The following is a 23,213-nucleotide window of genomic DNA, read 5'->3' on the forward strand; positions in this document are numbered from 1 at the left end:
GACGATTTTCAGCTTTCTTTGTTCCCTGTTTGAAATTTTTGAGGAAACTCCAATTTTAAGTAAAAAAAACGTTTAAAATTTTTTTTATTAATTTTCTTGAGTACTTTTGCCGCTTCAAATCATTGAAAATACATGAATGCTAAACTGATTTTGTGCTTAATTGTATTTGTTCCTATGGCTGGAGCATTTATACTCCCATTAGTAAGTTCAATTTCGAAAAAATTCAGGAATATTACTGCAATTCTTTTGGTTTTAACTTCAGTTATCTTATCATTTATTGCTTTGCCAAGTTCTATTACGACACCGTTGCAATTCAATATTGATTTTCCCATGAATTTCAATTTTGGTTTTCTTGGTGACGGATTGGCAGTTTTTATGGCACTTTGCTCAGCCGGAATCGGATTAATAATAATTTATTATTCTTGGGACTATATTGATCATTACAAAAACCAAAATGAGTACTACTTGATGGTGTTGCTATTCCTTGGTTCTATGATGGGAATTGTTTACACTACGAATTTAATTTTCCTTTATATTTTTTGGGAAATATCAGCTATTTGTTGCTGGAGATTGATTGGTTTTTTTAGAGATAAAGAGATTGTTAAACGAGCTGACAAAGCATTTCTTATTACAGTTTTCGGCGCATTATTGATGCTCGTTGGGTTTATCCTTATTTATAACGAAACAGGAACATTTGACTTAATCGAATTAAGAGGGACTAAAATTTCTAATGTCGCAATGATTTTAATCCTTGCCGGTATTTTTTCAAAATCAGCTACATTACCTATTCACACATGGTTACCTGATGCAGGGGTTGCTCCTTCGCCGGTTACCTCGCTACTACATGCGGCTGTTCTTGTTAAAATTGGGGTATATGTTTATGCACGTCTCTTTCTAATTACATTTGAAATTGACGATATATGGCATACAATTATTCCTATTATTGTCGGAGCTAGCGCATTGGTATCAGCAGGTGCTGCTTTGATTGAAAATGATATTAAACGTATTATTGCTTATTCAACGGTAAGTCAAATAGCTTTTATTTTCCTTGGACTATCTACCGGAACAATTATTGGGGCAGCAGGGGCTATTCTCTATATTCTTATGCATGGACTTGCAAAAGGAGGTTTATTCCTTTGTGCCGGTATCATTGAACAGAAGACCCATACTAAAGACCTAAGAAAATTGGGTGGCTTAATATACACCATGCCTATTACGGCAATATCTTTTATTATTTGTGCTTTATCTGTAATGGGTATTCCACCATTGGGTGGGTTTTTCAGCAAAATGATGGTTATCAATGGTGCTGTACTGGCTAACGAACCATGGATTGCAGTTATATTTATTGTAGGAGCAATTCTTACAGCGATTTATATGCTTAGATTATTTATCAAAATTTTCTTCGGTAAAAACAAATATCCCGAAATCAATGAAAGTGGATCATTTACAATGGTTTCTAGTGTAGTAGCATTAGCTGTACTTTCAATATTAGGTGGTATTCTTATATATTACCCTGCAGATTTTGTAAATTCAATTGTTGGCCAGTTGGCCATGTTATCTTTTTAATATAATAAGGAGTTAGAAAATAAAAACTGTATGTTTGGACTTAATTCTTTGCAATTTTCTCTTTTTTATCCAGTTTTAATACCAGCAATAACTGCATTGGTGGTATTGTTACTACCTAAAAAAGATTTTTGGTTAAAAAGCTTTATAAGTTTGGCTGGAGTAACCATCAACTTAATATTAGCAATCAGCTTGTTTAATAAAGAAGCCGCTTTTACAATTCCCTGGACGGGATTTGGTCTTAATTTTTCGTTTAGACTATACCAGTTCAGTAGTTTTATAATTTTGGCTTCAGCTGGTTTTTCATTCTTGATTGCTTTGTATTCAACCATTTTCATGAAAGGAACGAAGTATTATGTGAAACAGTTTTTCGCATTCTTCTTAATAACAGTTTCAATGGTAAATGGAGCAGCATTATCAAATAACCTTCTTCTTATGCTTTTCTTTTGGGAAGGTCTGTTACTTACAACATTTGTACTTATTTTTGCAGGTAGTAAGAACTCATTTGCAGCTGCAACAAAAGCGTTAATAATTCAAGCAGTTGCTGATTTATTAATGACTCTTGGCATATTAATGATTGGATGGCAAGCCGGTACATTCGAAATGGATCAAATTAATCTTCCAATGAATTATTGGGGAAGTTTTTCTTTCATTCTTGTAATGATTGGAGCAATTGCTAAAGCAGGTTCCATGCCTTTCCATAGTTGGATTCCGGATGCTGCTGTATCTGCACCACTCCCTTTTATGGCTTTTCTTCCTGCTGCTCTTGAAAAACTTTTAGGAATTTATTTCCTTTCTAGAATTACACTTAACTTATACCAATTTGAACCTGGCTCATCGATGAGTACACTTATGATGTCGATAGGAGCAATTACAATTCTACTTGCTGCAATGATGGCTCTAATCCAGAAAGACTTTAAAAAGCTTCTTTCTTATTGTGCAATCAGTCAAGTAGGATATATGGTGCTTGGAATTGGGACAGCTTTACCTATTGGTATAGTGGGTGGTATTTTTCATATGATAAACCATGCCATGTATAAAAGTACGTTATTTCTTATCGGTGGATCTGTTGAAAAACAAGTTGGGACAACAAATCTTGAAGTTTTAGGTGGTTTGGGAAGAAAAATGCCTGTAACATTTACTTGTTTCATTATTGCTGCAGCTGCAGTCTCTGGTGTTCCCCCATTAAACGGATTCTTCTCAAAAGAATTAATTTTTGATGGAGCATTAGAATCAGGAACCATATTTTATCTTGCTACATTATTAGGAGCATTCCTTACAGCAGCTTCTTTCCTAAAACTTGGACATGCTGCATTCCTTGGAAAACCCACAACTGATATTAGTAATGTTAAAGAAGCTAGTTGGCCTATGCTAATTCCAATGATAGTGATTGCAGGTTTTTGCGTTCTATTTGGAGTATATAACCCACTCCCATTACAAAATTTAATACAACCTGTTCTTGGTGCAAAAATGGAAGGTCATGATTTTTCCGGACTTCCACATGCATGGAATTTGGTTATAATTTCTGTTATCGTCCTTTTACTTGCACTTGCTAACCACATATATGGTGTGAAAAAAACCAAAAGAGGTTTGGGCGCAGTAGACCATATTCATTATGCTCCTGGACTTCATCAAATGTACAACTGGGCTGAAAAAAGATATTTTGATCCTTATGATATCAGCAGATTCTTTGTACGCATACTTTCTAAAGCTTTATATGCTATTGACAGAGCTATCGACTGGTTTTATGACACGTTCTGCGTGTGGGTGGCAACATCATTATCAAAAATTTTGAAAAAAGCTTATTCTGGTAATTTTTCAGCTTCTGTTAGCTGGTCATTAATCGGAATTGTAATAATTATAGTAACCACGATGATTTTAATGTAGGAGAAATATAAATGCCAACATTATTTGTGTTAATACCTTTTATTGGAATCGTACTTCTTAACCTGTTTTACACACAGGGAGTAAAAAAACTTGCATTTGGAACGGGAATACTCGTTACATTACTTCAAATGTTCATGGCATGTACGGTAATTTTCCAAATAGCCGGAAACGTTTTTTCATCAATCGAAATGGACTATTTTATTAGTTTTTCAATTGATATGTATGCGGCAATAGTACTTTTTACTATAGGTTTGATTTCATTTATTTCATTAATTATAAGAAGACATTCTGATAATGATGAAATATTCAACTTCTCCCAACTTATTTTTATAATAATGATAGGGATGAACGGAACTGTAATGGTAAATGATATTTTTTCATTATATGTTTTCCTTGAAATAACTTCTGTTGCATCATTTATTTTAATTGCAAAGAAAAAAGTATTGATGGCGCTTAATGGTTCATTTAAATACTTATTGATGTCGAGTATAGCTACCGTAATGATTCTTACTTCAGTAGCCATATTCTTTATGACATTTGGCACTTTAAATTATAACGAACTCGGAGCACAACTTAGCGGATTAACAACTGTATCAACTCAAATAATTTTAGCTGTGATATTCCTTGTAACCGGATTATCAATAAAAGCAGGGCTTGTTCCTTTCCATATGTGGGTACCCGATGCATATTCAAATTCCAGCGATTCTGTTTCCGTACTTCTTGCAGGTATTGTTACTAAAGGTGGTGGTGTTTATGCAATTATTCGTTTATTAATGGTAGTGTTCCCACAGATAGCTATTATTCAAGATATTTTTGCATTACTTGGTATCATTTCGATAGTGGTTGGTGCATTGATGGCTATTGGTCAGAATGAATTTAAAAAAATGCTGGCTTATTCAAGTATCAGCCAGATTGGTTATATTATAGTAGGAGCCTGCTGTGGAACACCACTGGGATTCCTCGGAGCTTTCTTGCATTTCTTCAATCATGCTACTTTCAAATCATTATTATTTGTTAATTCAGCAGCTGTTGAAGCTCAAACAGGCCATAAAGAACTTGATAAACTTCAGGGTCTTGGTGGTAAAATGAAAATAACGGCAGGAACATCAGCAATTGCATTCTTGTCGACTGCAGGAATTCCTCCTCTTTCAGGTTTCTGGAGTAAAGTTATTATTATTGTTGCTTTATGGCAATGCGGATATGTACCTTATTCGGTTATTGCACTTCTGGCAAGTATTTTAACTTTGTCTTATTTTCTTATTCTTCAGAGAAAAGTATTCTTTGGAAAACCAACTGAAGAATTTGAAAATACAAAAGAAGCAAATAAAGGTTTTATCACAGCATCAATGATTCTTGCAATTATCATTGTACTGGTAGGTATTGCCTTCCCGTTTGTATTGAATTTTTTAAAGATTAAAGGATTGTTTTAAGACTTAGATATGAACAACACAGTTTTGTATATTCTCCTTGGTTTGCTGGTATTTTCATCATTGTTCACTGCATTGATCAAAAATACTCTTAAAGCGGTTATTGCTCTTGCAATTGCCAGTGCTCTTTTATCTATAATCATGTTTTTGATGGGTGCTCCACTTGCAGCAGTTTTTGAATTATCTGTATGTGCCGGGTTAGTTACTGCCATTTTCGCTAGTACTATAAGCCTTACTGATCAACCTAATCCAGAACAGCAAGCAGAAAAAAATAAGAAAAGACTAAGCAGATATATTTATTTGCCAATTATTATTATTGTAGTTACAGGTATTATTTTAATCACAAAACCCGGTTTGGACTTTACTTCGTTTACCAGTACCGTTGCTGAAAATACTGTACAAAATACAATATGGCATACAAGAGGTTTAGATATAGCCGGGCAAATAATTGTTATACTTGCTGGAGTATTTGGAATAGTAATTCTTTTTAAAGAAAGATCAAAAAACTAAAACATGCTAACTATAATTTTTCTTACCGTAGTTTTGTTATATATAATCGGATTTTATTACTTGATTACAACAAGAAATCTGATTCGTATACTCATTGCCCTTGAGGTGCTTACAAAAGGTGTTACGCTAACGCTTATTTATGTAGGTAAAGTTACCGGACAAATGGCAACAGCCCAGAGTATGGTAATTACCTTGATCATTATTGAAGTTGTAATACTGGCTGTAGCTGCCGGAATTATTATAAATATCTTCAATCATACAGATTCGCTTGATGTCAGAAAAATTTTCAGAAAAAACGAATAAGGAGTTATAAAAAATGGAAAATATACTTCTGTCCCCACCCATCGCCTTTGCTCTTATACTTGCAGTAGTAATTTTACTTGGCTTTGTTTCTAAAGGCTTGGCTCCTAAAGGTACTGCATCTGTTGGCAAAGGTGAATCATATGCTAGCGGTGAGGATGTAAAAACGCATAAGGTTCAGCCTGATTACAGGCAGTTTTTCCCTTTTGCATTTTTCTTTACAATAATGCATGTCGTAGTTCTAATTGTAGCTACCGTTCCAAAGGAAGTGTCAATGTTGTCGTTTGTTTATATATTTGCAGCAATATTGGCATTATTGATTTTGTTCAGAAAGTAATCTTTCTAATTTGTTAATATTATTAATAAAAATATAGTAGGAAATGGTTTTAGATAAAACTATTAATTGGGCACGGAGAAAATCACCCTGGATTTTACATTACAATTCCGGGTCATGTAATGCCTGCGATATTGAAACACTTGCTGCTTTGACACCCAGATATGATGTTGAAAGGTTGGGTGTCCTTCTTAAAGCTGTTCCACGCCATGCAGATGTTTTGGTTTGTACAGGACCTGTAACGGAACAGAGTGCTAAAAGACTTAAACGCATTTATGAGCAGATGGCTGAACCTAAATTTGTTGTTGCTGTTGGTACATGTGCATGTTCTGGCGGAGTATTTCAGGGCTGCTACTGCGTTAAAGGCGGTGTAGATGCTGTAATACCAGTTTCGGCATATATTCCGGGTTGTGCAGCCAGACCTGAAGCTATAATTGATGGCGTTGTTAAACTAGTAACCAGTCTGAAAAAATAAGTTGTTATATGAGCAAAGAAGAAAATATTTTATCTGGACTTACACAAAAATTCTCATTTTTAGGTGATAAATGTGTTATTATTAGAGCCAGGCGTATAACGATTGAAGTTGACAGGGATAAAGTATTGGATGTACTAAGATATCTTTATTCAGAATATAAATTCGATTTTCTGTCAACAATTACTGGTCTTGATTCAGGTGATAACCTTGAAGTTATATATCACATAAACAACAGCGAAGGTATGCTGATGAATATTAAGGTTTTTGCTCCAAAAACAGATCCTGTAATAAAATCTGTACTTGAAATTTATAACGGGGCAACCTATTATGAGAAGGAACTTGAAGGTATGTTTGGATTAAAAGTTGACGGCTTGCCTGCTGGAAGACATTATCCCTTGCCTGAAGACTGGCCTCAGGATGAACATCCGCTTTTAAAAAACTGGAAACCTAAGAATAAAGAACTAAAGTAGAGGAATCATATGCCAAAAAGAGTTGAAATCCCATTAGGACCTCAGCACCCCGCTTTAAAAGAGCCTGAAAGCTTTACTCTTTACCTTGAAGGCGAAAGAGTAGCTGCAAGCAATGTTACTATTGGGTATAACCATCGTGGTATGGAAAAAGCTTGTGAACAAAGATCATATATTCAGGACCTATATTTAATTGAAAGAACCTGCGGAATATGTTCACACTCCCATACGACTGCATTTATTACAGCAACTGAAGAAGTTGCAGGGCTTGAAATTCCTAAACGTGCAAAATACATCAGAGTACTTGTTGGTGAACTTGAACGCGTTCATAGCCATCTGCTATGGGTAGGTGTTGCTGCTCATGAAATAGGATTTGACAGTTTATTCATGTATAGCTGGCGAGACAGAGAAATAGTAATGGATATTCTAGCTATGCTTACCGGTGGACGTGTACAATATAGCATTAACACATTAGGTGGAGTTCGCAGGGATGTTTCCGAATCACAAAAGGAACAGATTCTTAAAGCAGTAGATATTTTAGAAGAACGTACAAAATATTACATCGAGGTTGCAACAACTGAAACAACCATGATGGGTCGTTTAAAAAATGTTGGTGGTCTTACTTATGATATTGCCATGCGATTTCATGCTTCAGGACCTTTAGCAAGAGCATCCGGTGTTACCCGCGATGTGAGAAGAGATGACCCATATCTGGTATACGATGAACTTGATTTCAATGTGATAACCAACGATGGTTGTGATGTATTTGCACGAGTTGTTGTTAGAGCACTGGAACTTATGGAATCGTACAAGCTGATCCGTCAAGCAGTGAAAAATATGCCCGATGGTGATTTAACAGTAAAAGCTCCAAGAAAATTACCTGCCAATGAAGCAACAGTTCGTTATGAAGCTCCCCGCGGAGAGGATATACATTACGTACGTGGCAATGGCACTGAAAAACCAGAAAGGGTTAAGCTCAGGGCTCCTACAATGGCAAACCTTGCATCGATATCATATATGATTGATGGTGGATACTTAGCTGATGTACCTATAGTAATTGCAGCAATAGATCCATGCTTCTCCTGTACAGACAGGGCAATATCAATTAAACAGATTGAAAACGGTCGTGAAGACAAAATGGACTGGGAAAACCTACGTAAATATAGCATCGACTGGTATAAAAAACGTGGATTTGACGGACATAAGATTAAATTAATGCACTGAACGAATTGACTTAATTGAATACTGTTGAGGCTAATGAATTAAAACTAATTATAATTTAAATATGTTAATGTCATTATTTTATATTTTTATTTTCCCGGGTATCTTATTCCTCAGTATCTATGGTATTATACTCGAGTTTGTGGATCGTAAATTATTTGCACGTTTTCAGAATCGTGTTGGTCCCCCATGGTTTCAGCCATTAGCAGATTTTATAAAACTCATGGGTAAGGAAGGAATTATTCCTACGCATTCCGATAAAGCAATGTTTAAAATATTGCCTGCTTTTGCAATAGCTGCAGCATCAGTAGTTATATTATATCTTCCTATATGGAGTACAAATGCTTTGTATTCTTTTGATGGAGATTTGATCGTAGTATTGTATCTGCTTACTATTCCCACTGTAACATTTTTCCTTGCAGGCTGGTCATCATCTTCATTATATGCTACTATTGGTGCAGTGCGTACCATTACCCAGCTTTTTGCTTATGAAGTTCCTTTATTCATGTCCCTTCTGGGACCTGCCATCCTTGCTGACAGTTGGTCTTTTAGTGGTATAACTGAATTTTACTGTAATAATCCATTAATGGCTCTTGCAAATATTCCTGGTTTTATAGTAGCAATAATAGCCATACAGGGTAAACTGGAAAGAACACCTTTTGATATACCTGATGCAGAAACTGAAATAGTAGCTGGTCCTTTTACTGAATATAGCGGACGTTTTCTTGCATTCTTCAGAATGTCCCTCGATATTGAAATGATCATAGGTGCTTCTATAATTGCAGCTGTATTTCTTCCTTTCTGGAGTACAAACATTTGGTTTGGGTTATTGATCTATCTTGTAAAAACACTTCTTGTAGTATTCATTCTTTCTTTATTGCGTGCATTAATGGCAAGAATACGTATTGAACAAATGGTGAATTTCTGCTGGAAATTCCTTGCACCTCTGGCCATTCTTCAGATATTGATTGATATTATCGTTAAAGTATTGATATAATATGCCAAATAAAATAAAAGGACCTGGAAAAATGCTCTCATTGGTTTTTGGATCTCAATTCAAAAAACCTGCGACAGTATTGTATCCATTTGTAAAGCCTGAAGTGGTTGACCGATTCAGGGGAAAATTAAAATTTGATCAGAGTAAATGCATAGGCTGTAAAATCTGCATGCGCGATTGTCCTTCTTTTGCAATAGAAATTTTTAAAATTTCTGAAACAGAAAAGATCTTCAAAGCGGTAGTACGCCTGGACAGATGCATTTACTGCGGTCAATGTACTGACTCATGCCCTAAAGATGCATTAGAAATGACCAAAGATTTTGAACTCGCTCATTTCAACAGGGAATCTTTAAAAGTAGATATTTAATACAATAGAATATTTAACCGCAAAATAAGCAAAGTAGTTGCATAGCATACAAGGGAAAGTAAAAATGTCTTTGTATGTATTGTTTATAAGTTTGTTTATTTTGCGGTTAATGCATTTATAATCTTTATGAAAATAGCCCCTCCTAAACCTACCCCCGATTGGAAAAAAGATTTGCACCCAGGAAATCTTACATCACTAACTGAAGAGCTTAAGAAAACAAAAAAACTGGCGATTTTGGGTGTGGGTTCTGAATTAATGCAGGATGACAAAGCAGGTCCTGAAATTACTTTATACTTAGAGAAAAAGTATGGTAATGAAAATCCTAAGGTAAGGATATTTACAGGTTTTACAACACCGGAAAACTTTACAAAAGCAATAGCAGACTTCAATCCAGGGCATATCATCATTGTTGATGCTGCTGATCTTAAACTTGCCCCCGGCGAATTCACTGATCTTCCTATAGAAAGAATAACAGATTTTTCTCTTGGTACACATAAACTATCACTGGTTATGATGATCAAGTTTCTTAAAGAAACCATCAATCCTAAATTCAGCGTTCTGGCGATACAATACAAAAGTATTTTTTATGCTGAAAAAATGACTAAAGAAATGAAAACAGGAGTAAAAAAAGTATCTGCATTTCTTTCGGATATCATTGATAATTTATAATTCTTACCTCACTCCTATTTTCTGCAATAACAGTTACAACAATCATTTTATACCAAGTTGATAATACAATCGGTATTATATTCATCGGAGTAATGAATTTCATGATCATATTTTATGTACCTTTATAGTATATAAAATTTTTCATCACTTTGAAAAAGATCATTATCCTGTTTTTCATATCCTGTTTTTCTCTTCTCTTTATAAGCTGGGGCAGTAGCGGGCATTATTGGATAAATCATAAATCAACAGAATCATTTCCTTCATCAATGAGTGAATTTATGATATGGGCTGATTCTCTTGCCAATCATGGCTCCGATGCCGATGACCGTAAAAGCTGGGATCCTAACGAAAGTATGCGCCATTACATCGATATCGACAATTATGCAGAATTTATTTCTACCGGACATATCGCTTCAACTTATGATTCAGTGATTGCTTTGCATGGACAAAATTTTGTTGAAAATGAAGGGATACTTCCTTGGGCAACAAAAAACATGTATGATTCTTTAAAACTGGCGTTCATGCAACACAACTGGCATGCAGTCATTCTTCATGCATCAGACCTCGGGCATTATGTTGGCGATGGACATATGCCGTTGCATATTACAAAAAATTATAACGGTCAATATACTAATCAAACCGGTGTGCATTCCCGTTATGAATCGTATATGATAAATAATTTCGTTAACAATCTTAATACTTATGCTGGTGATACGGTTCACTTTGTAAATAATGTTCAAAAATATATTTTCGATTATCTATATATTAATTACACATATATCGACAGCGTACTTTATTCAGATAACTACGCACAAACTATTGCAGGCAATGATAATACAACCCAATATTACCAGGCATTATTCGATAAATCAAAAAACTTTACAATCACCCTTTGGCATAATGCATCTCATGCCCTTGCAGAATTAATATATTCCGCTTGGGTAGATGCAGGAAGTCCGCCCTTTTCGGAACACATCAGCGAATTTAACGGGAATATATTTGATGTAACGGTTTCGCCCAACCCACTTGCTACCAATTCAGTTTTGAATTTCAACTTACATTCTTCATCTAAAATCAAAATATCCCTCTTCGATTTTTCAGGAAAAATGATTTATTCAAATCAAAATATTTTCCCATCAGGAAAAAATAAAATAAAAATCGAATCCTCATTACTGGCAACAGGAATCTATATTCTTAAAATAGATTCAGGAAAAAATTCAGAGGTAGTAAGGTTTTTAAAACCATAAAAAATTTTACAACCTGTAATTTATAATACCCCGTGTAAGGATATAAAAATTTAAAATCCTACAAAACAAGCATTCATCACAACTAAATATATTTACAAAAAAATATCTCATACATCCCTTGCATTTAAAAAAAAATATATATTTTTGACTGTAATTGTTAAACAAATAACAAATAAAAACTATATAAATTTCAGGAGGTAAAATGGCAAGCATAGAATCAAAAGTTATCGAAATAGCCGGCAAGTACAAGAAACAAGCCCGCCGTCTTATGGATATGCTACTTGATATTCAGAATGAATACAGGCATATTCCTAATGAGGCTATTGTTACTCTTGCCCGTGAATGCAATATTTCACAGGTTGATATCGAACAAACCATTTCGTTTTATCATTTTTTCAGTCTGACACCGGTAGGTAAATATACCGTTTACCTGAACGACAGCGCTGTTGCCTGTATGATGGGAAGAAACGAAATTGCAAAAGCTTTCGAAAAAGAAGCAGGGATCAAATTTGGTGAAGTTACACCTGATGGGTTAATCGGGCTGTTTAATACCGCCTGTATCGGGATGAACGACCAGGAACCAGCAGCAATCATCAACGGCGTAGTTTTCACAAAATTGAATGAAGAAAAAGTTCAGCAACTGGTAAAAGCTTTCCGTAATGGAAAAAATGTTCGCGACCTGGTATTTGATAAAGGCGATGGCGCTAATGCCACCGAATTTATTAACTCCATGGTAAATAATAATATCAGGAAAAAAGGTCCTGTTATTTTTACTGAAACCGTTGCAGGAAATGCAATAAAGAAATTAGTTAATATGACTCCCGAACAGGTTATTGCCGAAATAAAAGCATCTAACCTGAAAGGTCGTGGCGGCGCAGGTTTCCCTACAGGTATGAAATGGGATTTCTGTAATCGTTCGGAAGATAAGGATCGTTTCGTGATTTGCAATGCTGATGAAGGTGAACCCGGAACATTTAAAGACAGGGTATTGTTAACCGAATTGCCAAGCCTCGTATTTGAAGGTATGACCATTGCAGGTTACGCAATAGGCGCAAAAAAAGGAATACTCTATCTCCGCAATGAATATGTATATCTGAAAAGTTATCTTGAAAAAGTTCTTGATGCTCACCGTAAAAATAATTTACTCGGATTGGGTATAGCAGGAAAAAAAGATTTCAATTTCGAAATTCGTATCCAGTTCGGAGCAGGCGCTTACGTTTGCGGTGAAGAATCAGCGCTGATTGAATCGGCTGAAGGAAAACGCGGCGAACCACGCAACCGTCCACCATTCCCTGTTACCAAAGGATACATTCAAAAACCAACCGTTGTAAACAACGTAGAAACTCTTTGTTCTGTTACAAAGATTATTGAAAAAGGCGCCGATTGGTATAAAGGTTTTGGTACTGCTGATTCTACAGGTACAAAAGTACTCAGCGTTTCCGGCGATTGTGCAAAACCCGGCATTTATGAAATTGAATGGGGCATGACCATAAAAGATATGCTTGAAATGTGCGGTGCTGAAAAAGACATACAGGCATTGCAGGTTGCAGGCCCTTCAGGCGTTTGTATCAACCCTTCACAATTCGGAAGAAAGATAGCAAACGAAGATCTGCCAACCGGAGGTTCGATGATTGTTATTGGCAAGAAAAGAGAATTATTGAAAGACGTTGTTGCCAACTTCATGGATTTCTTTGTTGACGAGTCATGCGGTTCATGCGTTCCATGCCGTGCCCTCACTCCTGTTCTAAAAGAAAAACTTGAAAAAGTAATTGCAGGTAAAGGTGTAAAACAAGATATCGACGATATGGTAAAACTTGGAAAAATGATGAAAGACCTTAATCGTTGCGGGCTTGGTCAAACCTGTGCCAACCCTATTCTTACCACTATTGAAAATTTCAGGGATAAATATGAATCATTGGTAAAAGCACCTAAAGCAGATGGCGTTTATGATTTTGATATGAAAGCTTCTGTTAAAGATTCCTGTGAAGTGGTTAAAAGAAAAATAAATGTACATTAATTGTTGAACAAAATAATAAATAATATATGAGCAAAATCAAGTTCACTATAGATGGGAAAAGCTGCCAGGCAGAAGCCGGTCAAACCCTGCTGGATGCCGCAGCCGAGAATGGAGTATATATTCCTTTCCTGTGCCATATGAAAGGTGTTATTCCTGCCGGTTCATGCCGTGTTTGTACTGTTAAAATGAATGGCAGACCTGTTGCTGCATGCACTACTCCAATTGGCAATGATTGCGCTGAAGCAAAAATCGAAAATAATACTCCTCAACTGAATGAAATGAGGAAAACTATTATCGAATTACTTTTTGTTGAAGGAAATCATTTCTGCCCTTCATGCGAAAAAAGCGGTAACTGCGAACTTCAGGCTTTAGCATATCGCTACCAGATGATGGTTCCGCAATTCCCTTATACATTCCCAATGAAAAAAGTTGATGCAACAAGTCCTAAATTATATATCGACAGGAACCGTTGCATTCTTTGTAAAAAATGTATCCGCATTATAAAGACCGATGATGATAAGAGTTATTTCGCTTTCTACAAACGCGGAAAGAAACTCGAGATACATATCGACCATGAACTGGCTGCAAAAATGAACGATGCTCTTGCACAGAAAGCAATGGACATCTGCCCTGTTGGCGCCATTCTGAAGAAAGAAAAAGGTTACGATGTTCCTATCGGGAAACGTAAATACGACAAAAAACCTATAGGTAGTGATATTGAAAAAATTTAATCAGGAGGAAAAACGATGAGCAAAGCAATAGTAGCAACAGCTTCACTGGCCGGATGTTTTGGTTGCCATATGTCAATACTCGATATTGATGAAAAAATTCTGCAACTAATCGAACTGGTTGAATTTAATAAATCGCCAATCGACGATATAAAAACCTTCACAAAACCTGTTGACGTAGGTATTATTGAAGGCGGATGCTGCAACAGTGAGAACGTAGAAAATTTAATTGCATTCCGTAAAAATTGTAAGATACTTATCTCATGCGGCGAATGCGCTATCATGGGAGGTTTGCCCGCTTTAAGAAATGGCATTCCTATCAAAGAATGCCTGGATGAAGCTTACCTTGGCGGACCTACAACAGGAATTTGCAATCCTGATAAGATCATGCCTAACGATGAAGAACTACCCATGATTCTTGATAAAGTTTATCCTTGTCATGAAATAGTAAAGATAGATTACTTCCTGCCCGGATGCCCTCCAAGAGCAGAATTGATATGGGAAGCAGTATATGCATTGCTTACCGGTAAGGAAATGAATTTACCATACGAAGTAATTAAGTTTGATTAATTTTAAAAAGAGGTACGATGAACAAGATAACTATAGAACCTGTAACCAGAGTTGAAGGCCACGGTAAAGTGACCATTCACATGGATGATAAATTGAATATTGCACAATCGCGTTTGCATATTGTTGAGTTCAGAGGCTTTGAACGTTTCGTACAAGGACGTCCTTACTGGGAAGCTCCTGTATTGGTTCAGCGTCTTTGCGGTATCTGTCCTGTTAGCCACCACCTGGCTGCTGCCAAAGCACTCGATGTTATTGTGGGAGCCGGAACCGGCGACGGTCTTACTGCTACCGGCGAAAAGATGCGCCGCCTGATGCACTACGGACAAATGTTCCAGTCGCATGCACTGCATTTCTTCCACCTTGCATCACCCGACTTCTTATTAGGATACGACAGCGACCCTGCATTACGTAATGTAATTGGCGTTGCATTAAAATTCCCCGATCTTGCTGTTCAGGGTGTGATGATGCGTAAATACGGACAGGAAATTATTGAAGCAACTGCCGGAAAGAAAATTCACGGAACAGGCGCTATACCCGGTGGTATCAATAAAAACCTCACCATCGAAGAACGTGATAAATTCCTGAAAGGCGCCGACCCGATGAACATCGATAAGATGATCGACTGGGCTTTAGCTGCTGTTGCTTTATTTAAAGAATATCACAAAGCAAATAAAGATTTCGTTGACAACTTCGCAGTATTCCCTTCAAGTCACCTGAGCCTTGTAAGAAAAGACGGCGCTCTTGATTTGTATCACGGAGTTCTTCGCGCTGTTGACAAAGACGGCAAGAGAATATTGAACGATGTGGATTACCAGGAATATTACAAATACATCAATGAAGAAGTTCGTTCATGGAGTTATATGAAATTCCCATTCCTTACATCAATAGGAAAAGAAAACGGTTGGTATACTGTAGGCCCATTAGCACGTTTGAATACCTGCGACTTCATCCCTACTCCACTTGCACAAAAAGAATTTGAAGAATATAAAAAATACACCAACGGAAAACCCAATCACATGAGTCTTCACATGCACTGGGCACGTTTGATTGAACTGTTACATTCAGGTGAAATGATAAAACAATTATTGAACGATCCTGATTTACAGAAAACCGATTTGGTGAAAAAAGGCAAGAAACAAATGGAAGGCGTTGGTTTGATTGAAGCTCCACGCGGTACATTATTCCATCATTACCGGATTAACGAGAATGACCAGATAACCATGGCTAACCTTATTGTTTCAACAACCAACAATAATGAGCCTATGAACAGGGCCGTTAACGATGTAGCAAAGAAAATGTTCACCGGTAAAAAAGAAATTACCGAAGGAATGAAAAATGCTATTGAAGTTGCCATAAGGGCTTACGACCCTTGCTTAAGTTGCGCTACACATGCATTAGGCAAAATGCCTCTGGATATTAAATTATTCGATTCTAACCAAAACTTAATTGATAATTACAGGTCGTAACACTACTACCTGTTAAAAGAAAGAGCTGCTTCGTTGAAGCAGCTCTTTCTTTTTTATAATCATACGCCATTGATCGGTAATCATACAGCACTATTTCCTATGCAATAGATACTGGATTTAAACAAACATAATTATCTCCAGAAACTTTGTGTTTAGTAGCTCTTTACAATCTTTGATTTCAGCGTAAATTCAAGGGGCTATGATCAGCGGTGGCTGATGTGTCTGCAAATGCATAGACATTATTTTTCTTTTCTTGTTTTCTTTTCTAAAACTTTCAAGCTTTCTAAATAATTTTTTTCTGCTTCGCTCAATGTTTTTTGTTGATATTTCTGATATTCAGCGGTAGCCTTTTCAATAGCAATTTCATGGCTGATGGCACCAGCATCCTGCAAAAGTTTTTCTCCGCTCATTGTTAAAATTTTATCCAGATGTTCAGCCCAATCTTTCATTGTCATTGTTTGCTCTCGTTCTGCCTGACGCTCTGCAAAATCTAAATACCCCGAAACTATTTGCCCAAGCGAACGAAGCTCTTTTTCGTCTAAATAATTCTTTGCAACCACAACGTCTTTTAAATACGGACGACTGCCCGGAAATGTCATTAGTCCCATAAATTCTTTTTCTGCATCAGCACGATTATAAATAACTTCGGCTGCTGTTTGTCCATGTACTGCAAAATGAATTTTGTTTTGAACTTTTTTAAAAAAAGCGATGGAAATTTCTGCCTTGGGATCGTAGTCAATACTTGTTGCATAAATATCAAGCACCTGGCGGTAAAATACTTTTTCGGAAGCACGAATATCACGTACACGCTGCAACAATTCTTTCCAATAGCCACCACCGCCCAAATTTTTAAGGCGCTCGTCGTCCATTGTATAACCTTTACGGATATATTCGTTCAGTCGTTTTGTTGCCCACTGGCGAAACTGTGTTCCCCGCAATGATTTTACTCTATATCCTACAGAAATTATAATGTCTAAATTATAGTAATTGGGGGCTTTCTGCTGAAATTCGGAAATTCCGAATTTCTTTATACATGCAGCCTCATCAAGCTCTCCTTCATTAAAAATATTTTGTATATGCTCATTTATTGTAGATTTAGCTTTACCAAAAAGTAACGCCATCTGCTCCTGCGTAAGCCATACTGTTTCATCTTTAAAACGAACATCCACCGATATTTTCTCATCTTCGGTTTTGAATAAAATAAAGTCCGATTGATTATTTTCCCTCTCTACCATCTTCTATAATTTTTGCTTCCTCATATTTTAACTTTTAAACATATTCACTAATGCTTCGCACTTCTTCTCCCGGGCTAGCTTGCAAGCTCTTAAACCAAGCTTTGGTTGTAGCGCAGGTTGTGGAACTTTGGTCCACCATAACGATAGATGTGTAATAAGGTTCGGTTGAATTTCAAAATTTTTGTGCCGTGGCATTTTTATTTTTCTTTTTTGTCAAAATTCTTTTATCATTTTGTTTTTTGTTTTGATTTTTAAAATGAATGCCTAATTTTTGTGTTGCTCTATTAATGTTATTCTTTTTCACACTTTGCTATAAACTCTTTTCCAAATTTATAAATTTTTATATACTCGTTTACAAATAAATATTAATATTTCGGATACAAATTGGAAAGCTATGAGGAGTAAGTTGCAAGACACAAGTCGTAAGTAGCAAGATCCTGGTCAGGAAAATTATGTGTCAGGAGATGCAGAAGAACCGAAGTAATAAACAGAATAAATATTAACTGATAATCTTTTATGTTAAAAATTTTAACCATTTTCATTTATTCTTTTAACTTTGATATAATTATTTCAGTTGCAATGAAAAAATTATTACTCATATTTCTTATTTTTTCTGTTCACCATTTTTCTTTCAGCCAGGTTTTATTTCACGAATCATTTGATTCTACTGCTATTCCATGTGCCTGGAAAAATATCCAGGTAAGTGGCGCCGGTTATAAATCCATTTGGGATGATATAACCATTGGAACAAATGCCATATGCAACCCGCATTCGGGAACTGGAATGGCAAGGTATTTCTGTTACAATCTTTCAGAAGGAAAATCGGCAATTCTTATTTCACCTTCGATAAATCTTACTACAGTTGGAGTATATGTTGCAAAGGTTTCTTTCTGGATGTTCCGCGATAACAGTTATCCTACAAAAGAAGACAGCCTGGATATTTATGTGAATGATACACTCACGTTAAGTAATGCTGTTCATCTTGGAAAACTTATCCGCTACAAAGGATTACCTCCAATACAAAGTACAACCGGATGGTATCAATATTCATTTGAAATTCCTACTTCTTTCAGCGGGGATAAAAATTATATCATACTCAAAGCAACCAGTGAATTCGGTTACGACATAATAATTGATGATCTTTCGGTATACATTGATAATGCCGTAAACATTGATGTAACGGAAGAAAACGCTTCAATAAATATTTTTCCGAATCCTTCCGATGGAATAACAAATATTGAAACAAAACAAATCAGCAACGCTGAATTATCTGTTTATTCGCTGATGGGACAAAAAGTATTTTCAAAAAAAATAAATAAAACAAATACTGTTCAACAACTTGATTTCAGTTTTCTTGTAAAAGGGACTTACATCATTCAAATTAAAAATGAAAAAAATAACATCATCCGCAAATTAGTTATTCAGTAAACGATGAAGAGATTAATTGCAATAATATTTGCCTTGTTTATTTTTCAGTTAAGTTTTTCGCAAACTTCAACAAGTAATTTTATTATAGGAACAGGAATAGCTGATGTTACCTATCCTACATTTGGTGTGGGAATGCACGGCATGGCCGATGACCTGCAAAAAACCACTGAAGTTGAAACACCATTGTATGCAAGAGCATTCATCATTGCCGATAAATCGGGACAAAAACGTATTGCAATTATTGTTATTGATATTTTAACCTGCAAGCAAGCTGTTAAAACAAAAGTTATTGAAGAATTACAGAACGACCCATTTTTTAATCATCAATATAATGTCGACAATGTTTTGATATCGGGAACGCATACACATAGCGCACCGGTAGGATATTCTGATTATTTTCTGTATAACTTTACCGGTGGCGGTTTTGACCAGATGTGTTTCGACCATATTGTAAAAGGAATAGTAGAAGCTATGCGAAAAGCGCATCAGAATCTTGCTCCCGGAAATATATATTTTAATAAAGGCGGATTATCTGATTGCGGCAGGAATCGTTCCGTAACAGGGTACAACAATAATCCCATAGCTGAACAAAATAACTATTCTACCAATACAGATACGGTGATGCTATCGCTCAAGTTTGTAAAAAACAATAATGGAAATACAAAAGCAATTGGTGTGTTGAATTGGTACAGCCTCCATCCTACTTCACGCGGACAGACCAATACATTAATAACCGGTGATAATTTCGGATGGGCTTCGCATCTTTTTGAAAATGAAATGGCGACTGATGTGGATTCGAACGAAACTTTTGTGTGTGCCTTTGCAAACGAGACTGCCGGCGATGTTTCGGGAAATATAAAATATGGTTTGCCCGATGGAGGGCCGAATGATATTCTTCATATGCAGGAATACGGCAATATGCTTTATTCAAAATCGAAAGAACTTTTTAATACGGCTACTGATTTATTGGATACCGGAATTTCTTACAGTTACACGCACATCGACATGTCGAACGATACCATTGATAGCATTCCAAATGCTCGCACATGGCCTGCTGCGGTAGGATTATCAATGGCAGCAGGAAGTACCGAAGACAGCAAAGGAAACACTTTATTCATGGGTATAAGCATAACTACTAGTCTAAGGGAAGGAATAACATCTGACAATATTACTTTAACTGAAAATGGAAAACTATTAATTGCTTATAATGGACTCGTCGGGAAACTTCCATCCGGCTGGAATTTACCGGGCAGTAATGCAGATATTAATTTAGTGAACGGGCACTATCCTAAACCTATAATGTGGCCTGTTGGTAAAGCAACACCATATCCTTTGGTACCAAATGTTGTTCCTATTCAATTAATAAAAATCGGGAAGCTTGCAATTGCAGGAATACCGGGCGAAATGACAACTATGGCAGGAAGACGTTTAAGAACTTCAATCCACGATGTTTTTGGTTCTGATATTTCGGAAATTGCTTTGAATACTTATGCAAATGCATATTCATATTACATCACAACTAAAGAAGAATATGAAATACAAAATTATGAAGGTGCTGTTACTATTTACGGACCTTATACTTTAGCAGCCTATCAGCAGGAATATACCAAACTTGCCAAAGCAATTAAATACAATACCCCCATCGATATAGGAAGCCCGGCAATTGCAGTACCCCCAGATCTTCCCTATCCGGGAATTGACACAACAAAGATTTTCATCAATAACCGCAGCGATACAGCAGTTCGCATTCGTGTTTACAAATCGGATGATACCATGGCTGATACAATACTTGGTATTCCTTCTTCCGACAAAACTGTTGAAGCAAGAACCAATGCGCTTATTGATATGCCTTCGGGATACACAACTGCTAAGGTAAGGAAGAACGATGACCTTTCGGTTATTTACCAAGGCGGAAGTATTATTATTGTAAAATAAAATCTTTATCGGTTCTTCAGATTTTTTATTTTTTCGAAAAACAATAAAGTAAAAAATCATTCTTCTTATTTTGAATCGACAATAAATACTATTTTTGTTTTAATGATTATTAAATAATTATTTCATAAAATGAAAATTCTGATTTATGGTTACGGTAACCCGGGAAGACAAGATGATGCATTAGGTGTTCTTCTTTCTGAAAGAATAGAAAAATGGATCGCTTCTGAAAATATAATGGATGTGGAAACCGATTCCAACTACCAGCTGAATATTGAAGATTCGGCAAAAATTGCAGATTTCGATACTGTAATTTTTTGTGATGCAAGTTTAGAAGAAATTCATGATTATGTATTTACTAAAGTTTGTCCGAATGATTCGCAAATAGAGTTTACAACACATGCCGCATCGCCCGCATATATTTTAGATTTATGTGAAAAAGTTTTTAGTAAAAGCCCCGACACATACTTATTGCACATTAAAGGATATGAATGGGAATTTAAAGAAGGGCTTTCTGAAAATGCACAAATCAATTTAGAAAAGGCAGAATCTTTTCTGAAAGAAAAAATTTTATTATCCCTGAAATAAACGGTTATTTTTAGTATATTTGTTAAAGATTTAACAAATAACTTTATGGGTATTTTACCTGAAAAAACCATTGAACGATTAAGTCAATACAGAAGGGCGTTGATCAGGATTTTTTCTAATGAAAAACAAAATATCTTTTCTCATGAATTGGCAAGTCTGCTTCATTTAACTCCCGTACAAGTAAGAAGAGACTTAATGCTTATCGGGTATTAGGGTTCACAAAGAAAAGGATATGAAATAAAAAAACTGATTTCATTGATTGGCGATATCATTGATTCTAAAACAGCACAGAAAGTAGCGCTTGTTGGTGTTGGAAATTTGGGCAGAGCGCTTATCAGCTATTTAAATAAAAAAAATACCAATCTGAAAGTTGTAGCTGCTTTTGACAGTAATCCCGAAAAATCCAATAAAGAATTTTCCAAAATAAAATGTTATCATATTGATCTGCTTTCACAGATAATTAAAAAAGAAAAAATAACAATAGGCATCATTTCTGTCCCCGCAGAACATGCGATAAATATCGCCGAAATGCTTGTAAAAGCAGGCATTAAAGGAATATTAAATTTTACTACTGCACCATTGAATCTAAATAAAAATATTTTCCTGGCAGAATATGATATGATTACTTCGTTAGAAAAAGTAGCTTATTTCTCCAATAAAAGTTAGCAATCTTTTTCCTGTTCTTCACATTAAATTTTGTTGAAAAAACTGTTAATAAATCATCTTCCCTTTTTAAAAATCTTTTCTTTTTAATATTGATATTTGTAATATACTATATTCTCTATTCTCATTATAATGGAAAGGGCAATTACACCTTATAAACCAAGTATTCCAAAGAAATGGCTGCTATTTATTTCAGGAATCATCTGGTTTTTTGCATGCGCTTTTCTTATAAAAAAAGGAACTATTTACATCTACTATTATTCTCATCACCTGCTTTTCAATGTAGGTTTAGGTTTTTTATCCGGCTTGCTGTTCTTTTCATTTATTTTCTATAAAGTTGCAAAAAAACATGTTAACAGCATAATAAAACTGGATTGTGAAAAGCCCGGCATATTCTCGTATAGAGGAATTAATGATTACTTTATTATTGCTTTCATGATAATAACAGGTTTGCTTCTATGGAAATTTCAGTTTATAAATACTCTATCATTAAATATATTTTACATCTGCATGGGCACTGCGTTGTTCATATCATCATTAATATTTTTCTATCACTTGCTTTTCTACAAAAAATATAATTACTCCGAAAACAGCCACAACAGCTAACAGACAAGCAAACCTATACATTTCAAAATTTACTTTAATAAAAATTATCAATTATTCCTTTGGTTGCTTAAAAATTATACAGATATTTGATTACTAAAATTTTGTAAAATGTCAAGAATTATACAAATCTCCGAAGCCGCATCTATTGGCCTTCACAGTATGGTTCTCATTGCCCGGTCAAAAGAACTTATTAATGTAAATCATATAGCCGAAAAAACCGGCGCTTCAGCCAACCATCTTGCCAAAGTATTACAACGCCTGGTAAAAGCAAACTTTTTAATTTCCAGCAGAGGACCTTCCGGTGGATTCCTTTTAAAGAAAAAACCTGAAGAAATTTCCATACTTGATATTTATGAAGCTATTGAAGGACCAATTAATACATCAGGCTGCCCAATGGACCGCCCGGTATGCCCTTTTGATAAATGCCTTATGGGTGGTATAATAAAAAAAGCATCAGAGGATTTTAATTCTTATTTTAAAAAACATACGCTTAAAGATTATTTATAATTAAAATCA

General features: G+C 35.5%; 25 protein-coding genes and 1 pseudogene. 24 read left to right on the plus strand and 2 right to left on the minus strand.

Annotated elements, in window-relative coordinates; all coding sequences use genetic code 11:
* Positions 1-132: 132 nt before the first annotated feature.
* Entirely contained in the window at positions 133-1,566 is a 1,434-nt protein-coding gene (locus tag PKK00_06050; protein HNW97956.1) for an NADH-quinone oxidoreductase subunit L, read from the plus strand.
* A 65-nt stretch (positions 1,567-1,631) separates the two neighbouring features.
* Here PKK00_06050 and PKK00_06055 read toward each other — a convergent pair whose 3' ends face one another.
* The gene (locus PKK00_06055; protein HNW97957.1) at positions 1,632-1,901 is read right to left on the minus strand and encodes a hypothetical protein; all 270 of its coding nucleotides are present in this window, start codon (positions 1,899-1,901) and stop codon (positions 1,632-1,634) included.
* Here PKK00_06055 and PKK00_06060 point away from each other — a divergent pair.
* The 16 genes from PKK00_06060 (at position 1,900) to PKK00_06135 (ending at position 16,245) form a co-directional block, all read left to right on the plus strand.
* Entirely contained in the window at positions 1,900-3,450 is a 1,551-nt protein-coding gene (locus tag PKK00_06060) for a proton-conducting transporter membrane subunit (GenBank protein ID HNW97958.1), read from the plus strand. The two genes, PKK00_06055 and PKK00_06060, sit on opposite strands and share 2 nt — an antisense overlap.
* 11 nt (positions 3,451-3,461) lie before the next feature.
* Positions 3,462-4,880: a proton-conducting transporter membrane subunit gene (locus tag PKK00_06065; protein HNW97959.1), complete on the plus strand. Its 1,419-nt coding sequence runs from the start codon at positions 3,462-3,464 to the stop codon at positions 4,878-4,880.
* Between the two features lie 9 nt (positions 4,881-4,889).
* Entirely contained in the window at positions 4,890-5,387 is a 498-nt protein-coding gene (locus tag PKK00_06070) for a hypothetical protein (protein ID HNW97960.1), read from the plus strand.
* 3 nt (positions 5,388-5,390) lie between these two features.
* Entirely contained in the window at positions 5,391-5,690 is a 300-nt protein-coding gene (locus PKK00_06075) for an NADH-quinone oxidoreductase subunit K (GenBank protein ID HNW97961.1), read from the plus strand.
* Positions 5,691-5,703: 13 nt separating this feature from the next.
* Complete coding sequence (locus PKK00_06080; protein HNW97962.1) at positions 5,704-6,024, plus strand: hypothetical protein; 321 nt, start codon at positions 5,704-5,706, stop codon at positions 6,022-6,024.
* 43 nt (positions 6,025-6,067) lie between these two features.
* Positions 6,068-6,496 carry an NADH-quinone oxidoreductase subunit B family protein gene (locus PKK00_06085; protein HNW97963.1) on the plus strand — a complete coding sequence of 143 codons (429 nt, stop codon included), beginning with the start codon at positions 6,068-6,070 and terminating at the stop codon, positions 6,494-6,496.
* A gap of 8 nt (positions 6,497-6,504) precedes the next feature.
* The gene (locus PKK00_06090; protein HNW97964.1) at positions 6,505-6,966 is read left to right on the plus strand and encodes an NADH-quinone oxidoreductase subunit C; all 462 of its coding nucleotides are present in this window, start codon (positions 6,505-6,507) and stop codon (positions 6,964-6,966) included.
* A gap of 9 nt (positions 6,967-6,975) precedes the next feature.
* Positions 6,976-8,187: a nickel-dependent hydrogenase large subunit gene (locus PKK00_06095; protein HNW97965.1), complete on the plus strand. Its 1,212-nt coding sequence runs from the start codon at positions 6,976-6,978 to the stop codon at positions 8,185-8,187.
* 67 nt (positions 8,188-8,254) lie between these two features.
* A complete protein-coding gene (locus PKK00_06100) occupies positions 8,255-9,181 on the plus strand; it encodes an NADH-quinone oxidoreductase subunit H (protein ID HNW97966.1) in 927 nt (308 codons plus the stop codon).
* 1 nt (position 9,182) lies between these two features.
* The gene (locus tag PKK00_06105; GenBank protein ID HNW97967.1) at positions 9,183-9,548 is read left to right on the plus strand and encodes a 4Fe-4S binding protein; all 366 of its coding nucleotides are present in this window, start codon (positions 9,183-9,185) and stop codon (positions 9,546-9,548) included.
* A 126-nt stretch (positions 9,549-9,674) separates the two neighbouring features.
* Complete coding sequence (locus PKK00_06110; GenBank protein HNW97968.1) at positions 9,675-10,217, plus strand: hydrogenase maturation protease; 543 nt, start codon at positions 9,675-9,677, stop codon at positions 10,215-10,217.
* A 149-nt stretch (positions 10,218-10,366) separates the two neighbouring features.
* Positions 10,367-11,464, plus strand: coding sequence for a T9SS type A sorting domain-containing protein (locus PKK00_06115; GenBank protein ID HNW97969.1), 1,098 nt, complete (start codon positions 10,367-10,369; stop codon positions 11,462-11,464).
* Between the two features lie 202 nt (positions 11,465-11,666).
* On the plus strand, positions 11,667-13,481 hold the full coding sequence (locus PKK00_06120) for an NAD(P)H-dependent oxidoreductase subunit E (protein ID HNW97970.1): 1,815 nt from the start codon (positions 11,667-11,669) through the stop codon (positions 13,479-13,481).
* A 26-nt stretch (positions 13,482-13,507) separates the two neighbouring features.
* Positions 13,508-14,212, plus strand: coding sequence for a 2Fe-2S iron-sulfur cluster-binding protein (locus tag PKK00_06125; protein HNW97971.1), 705 nt, complete (start codon positions 13,508-13,510; stop codon positions 14,210-14,212).
* A gap of 15 nt (positions 14,213-14,227) precedes the next feature.
* Positions 14,228-14,779, plus strand: a complete 552-nt coding sequence (locus tag PKK00_06130) for a hypothetical protein (GenBank protein ID HNW97972.1) — start codon at positions 14,228-14,230, stop codon at positions 14,777-14,779.
* 17 nt (positions 14,780-14,796) lie between these two features.
* A complete protein-coding gene (locus tag PKK00_06135; protein ID HNW97973.1) occupies positions 14,797-16,245 on the plus strand; it encodes a Ni/Fe hydrogenase subunit alpha in 1,449 nt (482 codons plus the stop codon).
* Positions 16,246-16,484: 239 nt separating this feature from the next.
* On the opposite strand, the gene PKK00_06140 is transcribed toward PKK00_06135, so the two are convergent.
* Entirely contained in the window at positions 16,485-17,480 is a 996-nt protein-coding gene (locus PKK00_06140; GenBank protein HNW97974.1) for a virulence RhuM family protein, read from the minus strand.
* Positions 17,481-18,059: 579 nt separating this feature from the next.
* Between PKK00_06140 and PKK00_06145 the strand changes: the two genes are divergently transcribed.
* From PKK00_06145 to PKK00_06175, 7 genes and pseudogenes are all read left to right on the plus strand, one after another.
* Complete coding sequence (locus PKK00_06145) at positions 18,060-18,908, plus strand: T9SS type A sorting domain-containing protein (GenBank protein HNW97975.1); 849 nt, start codon at positions 18,060-18,062, stop codon at positions 18,906-18,908.
* Between the two features lie 3 nt (positions 18,909-18,911).
* Positions 18,912-20,843, plus strand: coding sequence for a neutral/alkaline non-lysosomal ceramidase N-terminal domain-containing protein (locus PKK00_06150; GenBank protein HNW97976.1), 1,932 nt, complete (start codon positions 18,912-18,914; stop codon positions 20,841-20,843).
* Positions 20,844-20,972: 129 nt separating this feature from the next.
* Positions 20,973-21,428 (plus strand): hydrogenase maturation protease, encoded by a 456-nt coding sequence (locus tag PKK00_06155; GenBank protein ID HNW97977.1) that lies wholly within the window; start codon positions 20,973-20,975, stop codon positions 21,426-21,428.
* 45 nt (positions 21,429-21,473) lie between these two features.
* The gene (locus PKK00_06160; GenBank protein HNW97978.1) at positions 21,474-21,641 is read left to right on the plus strand and encodes a winged-helix domain-containing protein; all 168 of its coding nucleotides are present in this window, start codon (positions 21,474-21,476) and stop codon (positions 21,639-21,641) included.
* A gap of 21 nt (positions 21,642-21,662) precedes the next feature.
* Positions 21,663-22,094, plus strand: a pseudogene (locus tag PKK00_06165) (redox-sensing transcriptional repressor Rex).
* Between the two features lie 129 nt (positions 22,095-22,223).
* Positions 22,224-22,697 (plus strand): hypothetical protein, encoded by a 474-nt coding sequence (locus PKK00_06170; GenBank protein HNW97979.1) that lies wholly within the window; start codon positions 22,224-22,226, stop codon positions 22,695-22,697.
* 108 nt (positions 22,698-22,805) lie between these two features.
* The gene (locus tag PKK00_06175; protein HNW97980.1) at positions 22,806-23,204 is read left to right on the plus strand and encodes an Rrf2 family transcriptional regulator; all 399 of its coding nucleotides are present in this window, start codon (positions 22,806-22,808) and stop codon (positions 23,202-23,204) included.
* Positions 23,205-23,213: the final 9 nt, after the last annotated feature.

Source organism: Bacteroidales bacterium (genome assembly GCA_035353855.1).
In the GTDB taxonomy this organism is placed as follows: Bacteria; Bacteroidota; Bacteroidia; order Bacteroidales; family CG2-30-32-10; genus DAOQAK01.

Excerpts from the sequence above, each read along its gene's own strand:
- PKK00_06050 (HNW97956.1), top strand. The coding sequence starts at position 133 with ATGAATGCTAAACTGATTTTGTGCTTAATTGTATTTGTTCCTATGGCT.
- PKK00_06060 (HNW97958.1), top strand. The coding sequence starts at position 1,900 with ATGAAAGGAACGAAGTATTATGTGAAACAGTTTTTCGCATTCTTCTTA.
- PKK00_06055 (HNW97957.1), bottom strand. The coding sequence starts at position 1,901 with ATGAAAATGGTTGAATACAAAGCAATCAAGAATGAAAAACCAGCTGAA.
- PKK00_06065 (HNW97959.1), top strand. The coding sequence starts at position 3,462 with ATGCCAACATTATTTGTGTTAATACCTTTTATTGGAATCGTACTTCTT.
- PKK00_06070 (HNW97960.1), top strand. The coding sequence starts at position 4,890 with ATGAACAACACAGTTTTGTATATTCTCCTTGGTTTGCTGGTATTTTCA.
- PKK00_06075 (HNW97961.1), top strand. The coding sequence starts at position 5,391 with ATGCTAACTATAATTTTTCTTACCGTAGTTTTGTTATATATAATCGGA.
- PKK00_06080 (HNW97962.1), top strand. The coding sequence starts at position 5,704 with ATGGAAAATATACTTCTGTCCCCACCCATCGCCTTTGCTCTTATACTT.
- PKK00_06085 (HNW97963.1), top strand. The coding sequence starts at position 6,068 with ATGGTTTTAGATAAAACTATTAATTGGGCACGGAGAAAATCACCCTGG.
- PKK00_06090 (HNW97964.1), top strand. The coding sequence starts at position 6,505 with ATGAGCAAAGAAGAAAATATTTTATCTGGACTTACACAAAAATTCTCA.
- PKK00_06095 (HNW97965.1), top strand. The coding sequence starts at position 6,976 with ATGCCAAAAAGAGTTGAAATCCCATTAGGACCTCAGCACCCCGCTTTA.
- PKK00_06100 (HNW97966.1), top strand. The coding sequence starts at position 8,255 with ATGTCATTATTTTATATTTTTATTTTCCCGGGTATCTTATTCCTCAGT.
- PKK00_06105 (HNW97967.1), top strand. The coding sequence starts at position 9,183 with ATGCCAAATAAAATAAAAGGACCTGGAAAAATGCTCTCATTGGTTTTT.
- PKK00_06110 (HNW97968.1), top strand. The coding sequence starts at position 9,675 with ATGAAAATAGCCCCTCCTAAACCTACCCCCGATTGGAAAAAAGATTTG.
- PKK00_06120 (HNW97970.1), top strand. The coding sequence starts at position 11,667 with ATGGCAAGCATAGAATCAAAAGTTATCGAAATAGCCGGCAAGTACAAG.
- PKK00_06125 (HNW97971.1), top strand. The coding sequence starts at position 13,508 with ATGAGCAAAATCAAGTTCACTATAGATGGGAAAAGCTGCCAGGCAGAA.
- PKK00_06130 (HNW97972.1), top strand. The coding sequence starts at position 14,228 with ATGAGCAAAGCAATAGTAGCAACAGCTTCACTGGCCGGATGTTTTGGT.
- PKK00_06135 (HNW97973.1), top strand. The coding sequence starts at position 14,797 with ATGAACAAGATAACTATAGAACCTGTAACCAGAGTTGAAGGCCACGGT.
- PKK00_06140 (HNW97974.1), bottom strand. The coding sequence starts at position 17,480 with ATGGTAGAGAGGGAAAATAATCAATCGGACTTTATTTTATTCAAAACC.
- PKK00_06145 (HNW97975.1), top strand. The coding sequence starts at position 18,060 with ATGAAAAAATTATTACTCATATTTCTTATTTTTTCTGTTCACCATTTT.
- PKK00_06150 (HNW97976.1), top strand. The coding sequence starts at position 18,912 with ATGAAGAGATTAATTGCAATAATATTTGCCTTGTTTATTTTTCAGTTA.
- PKK00_06155 (HNW97977.1), top strand. The coding sequence starts at position 20,973 with ATGAAAATTCTGATTTATGGTTACGGTAACCCGGGAAGACAAGATGAT.
- PKK00_06160 (HNW97978.1), top strand. The coding sequence starts at position 21,474 with ATGGGTATTTTACCTGAAAAAACCATTGAACGATTAAGTCAATACAGA.
- PKK00_06170 (HNW97979.1), top strand. The coding sequence starts at position 22,224 with ATGGAAAGGGCAATTACACCTTATAAACCAAGTATTCCAAAGAAATGG.
- PKK00_06175 (HNW97980.1), top strand. The coding sequence starts at position 22,806 with ATGTCAAGAATTATACAAATCTCCGAAGCCGCATCTATTGGCCTTCAC.